The following is a 13,502-nucleotide window of genomic DNA, read 5'->3' on the forward strand; positions in this document are numbered from 1 at the left end:
AAATTAAAACACAAAAGAGAGAAAGCATCCCAAAGGGATGCTCAGATTGTCGAGAAACCAACGTCTTGTTTATTGACGCTTGGGTTTCTCTTCATTTTGTGGCTAATGAAAATGGGGCTTACCCTGGTTTCCGCTCTCTACCCTATCATAGGAAGCTCAGCCAGCTGCTGCTTCAACTCCAACACTTCAGCCTCCGACAGATCCAGCTGTGGAGCGCGCATAAAGCCGACATCGATGCCGCGAAGCTTCAGAGCTTCCTTGAAGTAGGACATATTGCTGCCGCTGCGCAGCACCTCGCAGTAGCGAATGGCGATCCGCTGCAGCCTTCTCGCTTCATCCAGATCGTTGCGCTGGTAAGCGTTATATACTTCAACGAACGGCTCCGGATAGACGCAGGACACACCGGAGATGACGCCGTCGCAGCCCATTGCAAGCGCTGGCAGAAGCAGGCGGTCCGCTCCTTGCATTACGGAGAACTGGCCATCATTGATCGCCAAATACTCATTCGTCCGCAGAAAATCCGGATAGCTGTATTTAATGCCCACGACATTGGCGCATCTCTGCTGTACTCGCTCTGCGACCGCTGTAGGAAGATCGTTGGACGCGCATTGCGGAATGTTGTACAAATACATAGGGAAATCATCCGGAATGCTTGCGGATACCGTCACGTAATACTGCTCCAGCTCGGCAGCGTTCGCTCCTAGGAAGATCGGTGTGACAACCCCTATGCCGTCCGCTCCAATCGTGTGAGCGTGCCGCGCAAGCTCAATCGTGTCCGCCAGTGTCGTCGTTCCCGCATGGATGTACACAGTGACACGGCCTGCTGCCGTTTTCACAACCGTCTCTGCTATAGCTTTCCGCTCGGCTACCGTAAGACGAATCATTTCGCCTGTCGTACCTAGTGGGAACAGACAGTGAACACCCTTCCCAATCAGAAATTCCGTCAACTGCTCCACCCGCTGCAGATCAATCTGCCCTTGCTCGTCAAAAGGGGTCACCATCGCTGTCGTAATACCATACAACCGTTTCATCCCTGCCACTCCCTCTTCTGTTCCTCATATGGAAAAACCGCTACTTCCTCCGCCGTAGGCAATGAGCTCTGCGCCCCTTGTCTCGTTACGGTAATCGCCGCCGTCTTGATCGCCTGCCCGATCGACCGGCTGACACCTGCTCCTTGTGCATAGGCTGCCGCAAACCCGCCAATAAAGCTGTCTCCAGCAGCGGTCGTGTCCTGCGCCTCTACCTTGCAGGCTTCATAGAATACGCTCCCCTTGCTATCGGTATAGCAGCATCCTCTTTCCCCCAACGTGACAATCACCGATTTAGCCCCGCGCTTCACCAGTTCGGAAGCGGCTGCTGCTAGCTCCGCATCGTTCTGCGGCTGTCTGCCTACAATAACCTCCAGCTCATGCTCATTCGGGATGAGGAAATCGACGTATCGCAGCAGCTCATCGCTTAATTCGCGGGCCGGAGCCGGATTAAGCAGCGTCTGCTTGCCTAGCTCCTTCGCCACCCTAAGCGCATACAGCACCGTGTCCAGCGGAATTTCGAGCTGCAGCACAAGCAGCTCGCTTTCCTCCAGCACATGCCGCTGCAGCTCAATATCCTCAGGCTTCAGCTCCCCATTTGCGCTTGGCACAACGACAATCTGGTTATGGCCAGCTTCATCTACCGTGATAAAAGCCTGGCCTGTTTGGCTTTCCGCGATCATTACCGGCAGGGTATCCACGCCTGATCGGTAGAGCGAGGCCATAATTCGCTCGCCGTACTTATCTGCGCCGACCTTACCGATCATCGACACCGACGCTCCAAGCTTCCCCATCGCCGCTGCCTGATTTGCCCCTTTGCCGCCCGGTTCCTCTGCCAACCTAGATGCAAGAACCGTCATCCCCTCGCCTGGCAGCCGCTCAACCTTGGCTACAAGGTCCATATTCAGACTCCCTGCCACGACAATCCGTCCCCTGCCGTCCATCTGATCCACTTCCCGCGCCATTAGGACGACCGCACCGTATTCGCCGGCTCTCTTCCTGCGAATACATCGAGCAGCGCTTGCGCCGTGACCAGGCCGACACGGTGGTACGTCTCGGCCGTCTCGGCTGCCGTATGCGGCGTTGCCAGCAAGTTGTCCAGCGTAAACAGCGGGTTGTCCGCCGATACCGGCTCGGATTCGAAGACGTCGATCGCGGCACCGGCGATCCGACCTTCCTTCAGCGCCGCATACAGCGCACGCTCGTCAACGAGCGCCCCTCTCGCCGTATTGACGAAATAAGCCGTACGCTTCATCATGCCAAACTGCGCATCGCTCATCATATGATACGTTTCCTTCAGGCTGGGCAGATGCATGCTGACAATATCGCTGTCGCGCAGCACTTCCTCCGAGCTCGCCAGCGATACGCCAAGCGCAGCCGCTTTCACCTCATTCGGATATTTATCGAACGCGATCAGCGATACATCGAAGCCTTGCAGCTTGCGCGCCACCATCTGCGCAATGTGACCGAAGCCCAGCAGGCCAATCGTCTTGCCCGCCAGCTCCTCGCCTACGCGCCGATCCCAATAGCCCCGCTTCGCCGACTGCTCCAGCGCCGGAATATTGCGCAGCTGCGACAGGATCAAGCCGACCGCCAGCTCAGCAACCGCATTGGCGTTACCGCCCGGCACATTCGTAACCTGAATGCCCCGCTCCGCAGCTTGTGCCAGTTCGATATTGTCCACGCCAACGCCGAACCTTGCAATGCCCTTCAGCTTCGGAGCCAGCTTGAACACCTCTTCATTCCATGTGTCTACACCGGCAACGACGCCGTCAATATCGGACACAAGGGGCACAAGCTCCTCATACGTATGCGGCCTGCCAACCCGGTTTTCGACGATCTCGCAGCCCGCTGCCTCCAGCAGATGCTTTGCCTCCGCGCACAGGACGGAATAATTGGTTGCCGTTACAAGCACCTTATATTTATTAGCCATTATTTAACGCCTCCAACGGTCATACCGCTAACCATATATTTGGATGTGAACAGGTACATAATAATTACAGGAATTGATGCGATGATAGAGCCGCCCATTAGCGGGCCCCAGGCAAATACATCGCCTACGATCATCTCAGACAGGCCTAACGTAATCGTTTTGTCCGCGCTTTTTGTCACGACGACCAGTGCGTACAAGTATTCGCTCCAGCACAACGTGAACGAGAAGATAAACGTCGCGGCCAGCCCCGGAGCAGCCAGCGGAAAAATAATGCTCCGCAGCGTCCGCGCCCTGCTGCAGCCGTCGATCATGGCCGCTTCCTCGATTTCAACCGGAATCGACTTGAAATACGAGATGAGCATCCACGTCGCGTAAGGAACCGTGATCGTCGGATAGATCAGCATCAGCCCGTAGATTGAATTGCTAAGGCCGAGGGACGATACGAGCATATACAGCGGAATGAACAGTACCGCGCGCGGCATCAGGTACGCGTATAAGATACCTTTTGAGATGATGCCCCGTCCTTTAAACTTCAGCTTGGAAATCGCATAGGCCGCGAACATGCTAACCGAAATGGAGAAAAATGACACGGTCAGCGAGACAAACATGCTGTTCTTGATATTGTTCAGGAAGCCCTTCTCCGTAATCAGCTTGACGTAAGCATCAGAGCTGAAAACCTTCGGCCAGAAGCTTGGCGTCAAATTATAGATTTCTCCTTGCGACTTGAAGGATGTATTCAGCATCCAGTACAGCGGGAACAGTGCGAATATTAGCAGCACCGCTAGGGTTCCGTAAACCACAAATTGTTTGCCTATCGTTTTATTTTCCATTTGGCATCACCTAATCTCTGGATGTTAGCGAGCGCTTCGTCACATAGTTGATCAGAAGAATCAGTGGCGGCATCGTCATAATGGCGATAGCAATCGCTTTCCCAAGGCTCATATTCAAAAATCCGATCGTATAGCTCAGCGTGGACAGCACCTGTGTGCCGTTTGACGGCCCTCCGCGGGTCAGCAGCCAAATAATTTCGAAGTCGTTCAGCGTCCAGATCGTCGTCATAACCGCAGCCATGATCGTAACCTCCCTCACCGAAGGCAGCGTCATATGGATAAACCGCTTAACCGCCCCCGCTCCATCGAGCATTGCTGCTTCGTAAATATCCTTCGAAATTGTCTGAAGCCCTGCCAGAATCGCAATGCCCATGAACGGAATGCCGCGCCACACATTCACCAGAATAACCGAGAACATTGCCAGATCCGGCGCAGCTAGCCAGCCGACGGGCGCGTCAATCAGATGCATCTTCTGGAGAATGAAATTGAGCACGCCGCCGACATCGGAATAGATCCACTGCCAGGTGAACACCGACACGATCGTCGGAATCGTCCATGGCAGAAACAGCAGTACGCGAAATACGTTTCGGAAAATAATTTTCTCATTCAGGACAAGACCCATAATCATGCCGAACACCGTTTTGAAGAAGACGGCAATGACCGTGAACAGCAGCGTGTTAAATGCCGCCTTCCAGAACAGTGAATCCTTGACCAGGTCCAAATAATTCGAAAGTCCGGTGAACACGGCCGGCATCCCGACGACCTTGTTCGTAAAGCTTAAATAAAGCGCCCAGCCGAACGGTAGTACCATTATAGCCAGCAAATAGATCAGTACGGGGCTCATAAGCGCATATGCAAGTTTAGTGTCGTTCTTTGTTCTCAAGCCTCATCCCGCCTTACTGTAGGACGAGGATACGGACACCAGATATCCGCACCCCCGCCACGATCATTTTTTTGCAAATATAAGTTCCTAAGGTTCTCGCTTGCGAACAACTTGTACGTCGATGCGGAACGCTTTCGCTGCCGCCCGGGAACGGCTTAAGCCGTTCGTGCTTACTTCTCGTACACTTCCTGGATTTTGGCGCTTAGTTCCTTAATCGCCACTTCTGGCGTAAAGCTCGCCTCCAGCAGCAGCTTCTGGAAGGAATCGTTGAGGATTCGCAGATTGAATACCTCGCCCGCCTTCGGGTTATATTCGCCTGGATGGCCGAGGAAGTAGAAGCCTGCTACCGAATCGACGAACGCCTTGTTTTTCTCGTCCTGCCATACTGCTTCCTTCATCAGGTCTCCGTATACCGGCGCCGTGAGCGGAGCTCCCTTTTCAACCCATGTTTTGTACCAATTCTCATCGAGCATGTAAGCGATGAATTTTTTCGCAAGATCCTTATTCTTGGAGTCCTTGAAAATCCCAAGGTTGTTGCTGATTCCCGGAATAAACTGCCCCTTCGGACCTTCCGGATAAGGCGCGATGCCCGTTTTCTCGTAAAGGTCCGGGTTGTCTTTCTTGATGGAGGCGAGCACGCTGCCTGTATTGAAGATCATCGCAGCTTGTCCGCTCAGGTAAGCCTTGTTGTTGCCGCTGTCGTCCCAGCCGATGGCACTAGGCGGAGTGCTCTTGTCCGTGAGAAAAATATCGCGAATAAACTTCGCCGCCGCAACTGTTTCCGGCGAATCCGCAATCACCTTGCTGCCGTCCTCGGTGTCGACCGAGCCGCCGAACGACCAGATGATGCCGCGCGTCAGAAACTCTGCATCCGAATTGCCTTTACCGTAGCCCATGCCTGCGCCGTACAAGCCCTTGCTCTTATCGGTCAGCTTCGCCGCCATCTCGCGGAACTGCTCCCAGGTTTTCGGCGGAGTGTTATAGCCTGCGGCCTCCAGCAGGTCCTTGCGGTAGTACAGCACCTGTGTCTCCGTCCAGAACGGCACGCCATATTGCTTGCCGCCGAACGTAATCGCTTTTTTCGTATTATCCACGATCGGACTGTTGGCGGTTTCGATATCGGCTACGACATCGCTCACATCCTCCAGCACATCCTTGCCGTAGAACTGTCCGATTTCCTGATAGCCGAAGAAGGATACGTCGGGAACCTGCTTCGATTCAATCGCCGCCGTCCATTTCGGATAGAAATCCTCGTATGCAATCAATTCGACATTGACATTCGCATTGTTCTCTTCGCCGAACTGCTTGGCGCGCTCCTCGATTGACTTGTTCTGATCCTCGAATAATTGCTTCTTCATCCAGAAAGTCAGCGTCGGCTTCTCTCCGGAATTCGATCCGCCGCCAGAATTGGTTTGACCGTCTGTCGCGCTGCCGTTGCCGCCGCTGCAGCCAGCGACAAGCACCGCAAGCAATGTAACCGCTGTTGCCTTCTTGATCCAGGTTTTCATAAGCGGGTGACCTCCGTATGATGTAATGTAGCAGCCTCCGATCAAGCGCTCCGGCTTGCTATGTCCTTATTGTAAAGCGCTTTCTCAAGCGTTCCTATAGCAACAATTTAATCTGGATGATACTAAATTAACATCTTGCAAATGCGGATACAGGGCCTGCCAGCCATCAACTCCGCTAATCGCATCTAGTAATAAAGGAGTTCCGTTATCGTAACTCCATCATGGGACCGAAGCTCTCGCCGTAAAAAAAAGACAGCGCCTAGGTCAAGGGCTGCCTCCGTCAAGCTGCTTCTGGCGGTACTCCTGCGGGGTGAGGGAGTAATATTTTTTGAACACCTTGTTGAAATAATTCGGGTTCTGATAGCCAAGCTGCGTAGCAATTTCGTAGCTTTTGAGCGCGGGATTCGCGAGCATCACCGCCGCTTGCTCCATCTTCAGCCGCAGCACATAGTCGCTTAAATTGTCCCCTGTCTCCAGCTTGAAAATACGCGACACATGGACCGGATGCATATACATGTGATCCGCGATGGCTTGCAGCGATACATCCTCGACTAGATGCTTGCGAATGAACTGCTTCATCCTTTGCACCGTGAGTTCACGCTCGTTGCGCGTCTCGTTCTCCATGCATCCACGCAGCGCGGCGAATGACTGCGTAATCCAGTTATGCAGAGCCGCTGCCGAGCGGGCGGGCAGTTGTCCAGCTACGTCCGCGAGGCTGCCACCGATAATATCCGCCAGTTCACGCCCGTTTTTGTGTGCGAAGGAGCTGAAGGAGGCATAGATCGCGAAGAAAGCCTCGACCAGATGCTCGGGTGAATCGGCCCACTTCGGATTCAGCTCCTGCCAGATTGCCGTTAGCTTCACCTCTACCAATTCGAAATTACCGGATTCCAGCAAATGCACAAGCAGCGGCGGCTCGTAAAGCGATTGAAGCGCATGGACCGACGGCTGCGCCTGATCCGAGGATGATACCTCCACGAACAGATCGCTTTGATTGCCAACACATCTGCGCAGCGTCAGCAGCATATCCTCATACAGCCCCTTCACGTCATGCGGGAACACGCCCCATTTGTCCACGACGACCGAAGCTGAGCCCTTCAAGTAGCGTTTCACGCTAAGCTGCAGTTGCGTCGCCTTTAAATACAGCTCTTCAAGCAATGTTCCTGTGTACGCCTCTGGTGAAGTACGCTCGTTTCGTTCTTCGGCTACGGTAATTAGGAACACCAAATATCCGTGTACGCTTTTGCAGGACCACAGTTTAAACGAATCCTCGAACAGCTCCACCGCCATGTTGACGACGGCATACTCCATAAGTGACAGGCTGTAGAAATCCAGCTCCGTCATCTGTCCCTCCAGCCGGACGAGCATCACCGCGAACCGCTGCTCATGCGCCACCTGTACTTTGAGCGACTCCAACTTCTCCGCCAGCCGTTCCGGCGCATACTTGAAGCCCTGAAGCAGCTCGCTCAGCAGTTCCCCCTGCAGCTTGGGCAGGTTCTCCTGGAACGCCTGCGCCAGCCGCTGCCGGAATCGAGTCTCGTCAAGCTCCTCGCGCAGCGCATTCAGCGCTTGCTCCACCTTCGCCATAATCACTCCGTCGCTAATCGGCTTAAGCATGTAGTCGAACGCCTCGTGGGCAATCGCCTGCTGCGCGTAAGCAAACTCGGCGTGGCCGGACAGCAGCAAGCATTTCACTCGCTTCCAGCTTCGCCGCACCTGCGACAGCAACTCTAATCCCGACATCCCCGGCATCTGAATATCCGAAATGACAATATCGATCGAATGGGTTCGCAGAATGTCCAGCGCCTCGTATCCCGAATAAGCCTTGTGCACTCCCGTCACGCCAATATCCTGCCAGGGGAGAGTATCCGCCAAGCTGTCGACAACGCTTGCCTCGTCATCCACCAACAACAGTTGAAAGCGTCCTTGCTCGCTCATCCTCAGTTCTCCTTTTGCTCCCAAATAAGTTCAACCCGGAATCCCCCTAGCGGCGACTCCGAGAATTGCAGGCCCGATTTCCCCTCATACAGATGGACCAGGCGCTGGTGTATATTCCACAGTCCGCAGCCGGACTGCTCGTCCATCGGAATCGTCACCCTGCTCTGCAGTTCAAACCGTTCAGGCTCAGATAGTCCCGGCCCCGTATCGTCCACAATGACGCGGTGCACTCCGCCGGCCGACTCGCCCCGTATGCTAATAACGCCAAATTGCAGGGAACGCTCTACACCATGAATAACCGCATTTTCGGCCAGCGGCTGCAGCAACAGGCGCGGAATTTCCAGTTCCAGCATCGATTCCGGTATGTCGATCTCGAAACGGAAGCGTTGTATGCGCAGCGTCTGGATGTTCAGATAATTGTCTATCAGCGTCAGTTCCTCCCGCAGCGTCGTCATCGTCTTCTCCAACCGGGTCGTATAACGGTAATATTCACCGAGATTAAGCGCCATTGCCACTACGGCATCCTTATCGCCGAGGTTGGCCATATTTTTGATATAAAACAGACAATTGTACAGAAAATGCGGATTAATCTGTGACTGCAGCTGCTTCAGTGTTGCTTCCTTCGAGCGCAGCGTCTCCTTGTACACCTTGTCGATCAATTCTTCAATCTGCTCCGCCATCTCATTAAACCTATCGAATAAATACTCAAACTCGTTATGTGGCCTCTGCTTCAGCCGCACCGAGAATTGCCCGTCCTTCAGACGCTGAACGCCGCGCAGCAACAGCTGGATCGGGCGCTGCACATTGCGGTACAGCAGGAACGTCGCCAGCAGGCCAAGCACGAGCAGCAAACCAATAGAAACGTAGAACAAATTCCGGCTCGTATGAATCGGAGCGAACACACTCTCTAGCGGGACGATATCGATTAAATACCAGCCAATCGTCTCCGAGCGGATATAGTTAACAATGTATTGCTGATTCGCGATCGCAACGTTCAGACTGCCGCTATCTGCCAGCGCTTGATCGCCCAACTCCTGCACCATCCGCGTAATCAACTGGTAGTTGGCACCGTAATTAATAATCGGCTCCTGACCGGGAGAATAGAGGAACGGCTCCCTGGGCTGGCCCTGCTGCAACGAGTTCAGCATATTCTTCAGGTTCACGTCCGTGAACCTCACCTCCACAAGCAGCTCAGGCGTATCCGCCTCCTGAATGCGCGAGAATAGCAGCTCCTTGTTGCCGAACGTCAGCTTGCTCGCATGCTCCCACTCCCCAAGCTTCTGGTCATTCAGCTCCGCGTCGTTGTATACCGCCGAATAATCGGTCGCTATCGCTTCCTTCGAATCCCGCAGGTAAAAAATAATCTGATTGCTCCAAGCGCTCGTCGACGTCTGCATATTCAGCATGTCCACAATCCGCAGATGTCGCTTGAGCTGTGTCAGCGGGTCCGTCTCGCCCCGCCTGTTCAAATACTCCCTCACGCTATAATCGCGGCTGACCGTAATCGAATGCTTCGTGAGCTGATCGACCATCGCATCCATTTGATTCATGAAGAACGCTAAACGGTTACGATTCTGATCCTCAATCGTGGACCTTACCACCTGAATGCTGACATGATTCGAATAACTGTAGAGCAGCATGATTGGCACGAGCAGGCCAATAATAAGAGCAATCACTTTCCGATAGGTGGTCATCTTCATCCAGTTTCTCTCCCGCCTTGTTGAGTTGCCGAGAACCGCTTGAATCCTGTGAGCTTGCGAACACATCGTGCCAGCGCTCGCCAGTGTGTATCAGGTTCTGGCTCGCTCAGCTTACGATAAAGCGCTTCCCAACGTACCTACCATAAATTAAAAACAGCCCTGACCGCAAGGGGGCAGGGCATGCTGGTGGTTATATCTCGCTAACCAATATGTAAAAAAATCTAGATACACCGAAACTTTTCCCTCTTCTTCCAACACCTTTTGGAACTGTTTGCTCTATTCCGATTATTGAAAGAAAATTAAGTCTTCGACTGAAAATTATAATACGAATAGCCAGAATAGTTCGGTGTGAATGAAGAAAACAACACTTAGTGTAGTATACACTCGTGTTGCTCTCGTGTTTTAATATCCAAACTTCTATTTCATACCATACACGTTGTTGTTAGATTGAGTTTATGTGCAGCAAAATTCTTCCGCGTCCATGTCTTGCTTCGCTTTTCTCCAGCGCTTTATCAGCTTGGTTTAGCGGGAATATGGAATCAATCTCAGCTTTAATCGCACCTTTGGAAATTAATTCCGTTAAGGTCTGAAGATTCGCGTAGGTTGGGAATTTGGTGTTAAATTTAGCTGTAACACCATGTTTTTGAGCGTTCTCTTGGGATGGATCCTGAGTCAAAGAGACGAGAATTCCCCCCTTCTTCAGAACGGCCCATGATCGATTCTCTGTCTCACCTCCAACGGAATCGACGACCAGATCCACTTTGTTGACGACGTCTTCGAAAGCCGCCGTCGCGGTATAATCGATGACTTGATCCGCACCCAAAGACTTGACGAAGTCTATGTTAGAGGTTGAAGCCGTAGCGATCACGGTCGCTCCCTTCCATTTGGCTAGCTGAACGGCAAACTGTCCAACGCCGCCTGCTGCAGCATGAATGAGAACGGTTTGGCCTGACCGGAGTTCACCTTCAGTGAACAACGCTTTCCAAGCCGTTTCGGCTCCTGCTTTAATCGTTGCTGCATCTTCAAAGGTGAGATTATCGGGCATCTTAACTAATTCCTGGACTTTTGTAATGCCATATTCTGCGTAGGCTCCTCTAATACTACCAAAAATGCGATCACCGGGCTTGAAATCCGTTACACCTTGCCCCACCTCTTCGACAACTCCGGAACCATAAAATCCAGGAATGTAGGGAAAGGTTATAGGAAAAACTTTTTGAAGCCAACCGTTACGGATTTTATAGTCAAGCGGAATAATCGTAGCATATACGATACGAATGAGCACTTCATCCGTTTGCGGTTGGGGGCGTTCAACTGTTTCTACCTTTAAGACATTTGGACCACCATATTCATTGATCAGAATGGCTTGCATCGACTTCTTAGACATGCTTATCTCCCCTTATCACACATCATTTTTTTTAAATTTACAGTTAAGTTTCTAAAGATGCGGCTATTTTTTGTGCCAGAGCTACAAACTGTATTTTTTCTTCGTCATTGAGAACTTTCGTTGTGATCTCTTCCAGCTTGCTCCAAGCCTGAATCACTCTGGGTTCAAATTCACGCCCTGTTTGAGTGAGCGATACGATGGTTACACGTTTATCTTCCTGGGAGCGGCTGCAGGTGACCAGCCCCGCATCTTCCAAACGACGAACGGATTTAGCTATTGTCGAGTGATCAAGGCGCAGCGACCTTGAAAGACTATTCTGTGATTGGCTGTCTCGGTGCCACAACTGCATCAGTACGAGTTCCTGCCCTGGGTATAGGCCTGCTTCTCGAAGCAGCTGTCCTGCATTTCTATGATGTGAACGAGCCATGCTGAATATAGAGAAGCTTACGGGAAAATGCGTTACCGAACTGATTTCATTATCAATGGCTTCGTTATTGATGTTTTTCTTCAATAGTTTCATCCCTCCTTTCATTTGTGTGGTCGTCAACATATTCTTATAAACACAAGATAACATTTAAATATGTTGCCGTCAACATAAATAAAAAACAGATTAATTTCCCAGTTGGTATGGATGACTTTGGAGTTGCAGTTGGTTTAACACATGTGACATTAAGGAGCAGTTAGTTGAAGAAGTGTAAGACCTATTTTTCTAAGTATTGGAAACAGCTGTTATAAGTCCAAGAATTTTTAGTATAACCACATACCCTATTAATGAGGGGATGGTGGACAAGATGTTAAGATCATCTCACATCATTCTCTGCCGTAGCTTAAAGGCGATGTTCCTGCATCGCCCTTTTTTAATGTGAGTAAATTAAAGAAATCAATCGAAAATATTATATCCATAATTGAAGTCCTCATGTTTGTTCAACGGGTAGGAAAGTTAAAGAAATATCCCAAGTTAAGCGAATTAGTAAGGCACGTAAAAAAGCATAATGTGTCCTTTACAATCATTTCGACAAAAAATGAAATAATCTATCATTTTTGTGAGACATGAAGCGATAACATGCGTAAAAGAGCTGATTTATAATATATTTAGTAATCAAATGAAGAAATAAAAGTGAGACGTTGAAATGCGTTTAGTATCTGGGCACCTTAAACGCAAGGAGTCAGTGGTGCAGCCGTTCCAAAATGATTGGGGGACATAAGATTATGGGACTTGTAAAATCAGAGGATAATCAGGACTTGGATTTGGAATGGGTAGCCCTAATAAAAAGCGCGCGATCAATGGGGTTTACGAAACAAGACGTGCGTAACGTTTTTCTGTGCCTGAGTGATAAGGATGACACTCAAGAAACGGCTGTTTTATAACAAATAAAACGTTATTCACGCTTGATCTTCCACTTGTTAAATTCCAAAAATTGTTTAAACTGATCCTTGCTGACACCAGAGGCCACAGCCTCTCTTACCAATTCGGACCATTCATGTTCAAGATGGTCAACCTTTTGCTCAGACTGGTCGATATTCAAAAATTCTTCTACTGTAACTTTCAATACAGCGCTTATTTTTTTGAGAAACTGAATCGAAGGATTTTGTTGCTGCCCTCGTTCAATGGAGCTTAAATAAGATTTCGCGACACCGGCTCTTTTGGCGAGCTCGGTCAGTGATAAGTCGTTTCTCTTGCGCAGCATCTTAATACGTTCTCCGATCATTGTAACCGCCTCCGTCCTCACATCATTGTTGACTACTCTCTGTTATAACGATTTTTTTATTTGAAACGAACATTAAGAAATCGCTTACACAATATAAGTGGATGATTCGAAATGGCAGAAAATATTTCTATGCTATATGATTCGGAGAGACCTGAGAGAATAAGGGTGTCACAGTGGTATTACTAGCGTTGCATAAGACTCGATCCCATTTTCACTAGCGTTGCACTAATATTATCAGAATTTCAAAACATTCTGTCTTCTTTGTAGAATTGATCTTCTAGTCTAGGACTTTCACATCTGAGGCTACCGTTTTTTGTATTTTAATAGTTAAGTCTACTACTTTATTTTAAACTGCTACAGATTCTAGAATTCAAAATGCTTTCTTTGAATAATGAACACAAAAAAACCACCTGAAGGTGGTCTGCAATTTATATGAATTGCGCCCTGAAAACTGGATACGAAAGTTAGGTTTGCTGAAACCTTATATAGCTGCTGTCTGCCGGATGTATGGGTCCATGCAAACGTGTTTAGGATAAGCCCTCGACCGATTAGTATTCGTCAGCTACACACATTGCTGTGCTTCCACCCC

The 13,502-nt window shown here is 50.4% G+C and carries 12 protein-coding genes and 1 riboswitch; of the genes, 1 reads left to right on the forward strand and 11 read right to left on the reverse strand.

The features are described 5' to 3' along the window. Positions 1–137: 137 nt before the first annotated feature. The 10 genes from AC1DLI_RS32525 to AC1DLI_RS32570 all read right to left on the reverse strand — a co-directional run bounded on the left by AC1DLI_RS32525 (position 138) and on the right by AC1DLI_RS32570 (position 11,715). On the reverse strand, positions 138–1,031 hold the full coding sequence (locus AC1DLI_RS32525; protein ID WP_477609559.1) for a dihydrodipicolinate synthase family protein: 894 nt from the start codon (positions 1,029–1,031) through the stop codon (positions 138–140). Continuing rightward, positions 1,028–1,993, reverse strand: coding sequence for a ribokinase (rbsK, locus tag AC1DLI_RS32530; protein ID WP_477609561.1), 966 nt, complete (start codon positions 1,991–1,993; stop codon positions 1,028–1,030). Before rbsK ends, AC1DLI_RS32525 begins: the two co-directional genes overlap by 4 nt. Next, positions 1,993–2,961 carry a phosphoglycerate dehydrogenase gene (locus AC1DLI_RS32535; RefSeq protein WP_477609563.1) on the reverse strand — a complete coding sequence of 323 codons (969 nt, stop codon included), beginning with the start codon at positions 2,959–2,961 and terminating at the stop codon, positions 1,993–1,995. The genes rbsK and AC1DLI_RS32535 overlap by 1 nt, the downstream gene beginning before the upstream one ends. After that, positions 2,961–3,791, reverse strand: a complete 831-nt coding sequence (locus AC1DLI_RS32540; protein WP_477609564.1) for a carbohydrate ABC transporter permease — start codon at positions 3,789–3,791, stop codon at positions 2,961–2,963. Before AC1DLI_RS32540 ends, AC1DLI_RS32535 begins: the two co-directional genes overlap by 1 nt. Before the next feature lie 10 nt (positions 3,792–3,801). Further along, the gene (locus AC1DLI_RS32545) at positions 3,802–4,674 is read right to left on the reverse strand and encodes a carbohydrate ABC transporter permease (protein WP_477609566.1); all 873 of its coding nucleotides are present in this window, start codon (positions 4,672–4,674) and stop codon (positions 3,802–3,804) included. A gap of 170 nt (positions 4,675–4,844) precedes the next feature. Further along, positions 4,845–6,182 carry an ABC transporter substrate-binding protein gene (locus AC1DLI_RS32550; RefSeq protein ID WP_477609568.1) on the reverse strand — a complete coding sequence of 446 codons (1,338 nt, stop codon included), beginning with the start codon at positions 6,180–6,182 and terminating at the stop codon, positions 4,845–4,847. Between the two features lie 264 nt (positions 6,183–6,446). Then, a complete protein-coding gene (locus tag AC1DLI_RS32555; protein ID WP_477609570.1) occupies positions 6,447–8,120 on the reverse strand; it encodes a response regulator in 1,674 nt (557 codons plus the stop codon). A 2-nt stretch (positions 8,121–8,122) separates the two neighbouring features. After that, a complete protein-coding gene (locus tag AC1DLI_RS32560; protein WP_477609572.1) occupies positions 8,123–9,820 on the reverse strand; it encodes a sensor histidine kinase in 1,698 nt (565 codons plus the stop codon). 442 nt (positions 9,821–10,262) lie between these two features. After that, a complete protein-coding gene (locus tag AC1DLI_RS32565) occupies positions 10,263–11,204 on the reverse strand; it encodes an NADP-dependent oxidoreductase (RefSeq protein WP_477609574.1) in 942 nt (313 codons plus the stop codon). Positions 11,205–11,247: 43 nt separating this feature from the next. Then, positions 11,248–11,715 carry a MarR family winged helix-turn-helix transcriptional regulator gene (locus AC1DLI_RS32570; RefSeq protein ID WP_477609576.1) on the reverse strand — a complete coding sequence of 156 codons (468 nt, stop codon included), beginning with the start codon at positions 11,713–11,715 and terminating at the stop codon, positions 11,248–11,250. 600 nt (positions 11,716–12,315) lie between these two features. Beyond that, positions 12,316–12,397: riboswitch (cyclic di-GMP riboswitch) on the forward strand. A gap of 16 nt (positions 12,398–12,413) precedes the next feature. Between AC1DLI_RS32570 and AC1DLI_RS32575 the strand changes: the two genes are divergently transcribed. Beyond that, a complete protein-coding gene (locus AC1DLI_RS32575) occupies positions 12,414–12,572 on the forward strand; it encodes an anti-repressor SinI family protein (RefSeq protein ID WP_477609578.1) in 159 nt (52 codons plus the stop codon). Between the two features lie 11 nt (positions 12,573–12,583). On the opposite strand, the gene AC1DLI_RS32580 is transcribed toward AC1DLI_RS32575, so the two are convergent. Further along, positions 12,584–12,913: a helix-turn-helix domain-containing protein gene (locus AC1DLI_RS32580; protein ID WP_477609580.1), complete on the reverse strand. Its 330-nt coding sequence runs from the start codon at positions 12,911–12,913 to the stop codon at positions 12,584–12,586. Between the last annotated feature and the right edge of the window lie 589 nt (positions 12,914–13,502).

The organism is Paenibacillus sp. 01T443 (assembly GCF_056398325.1).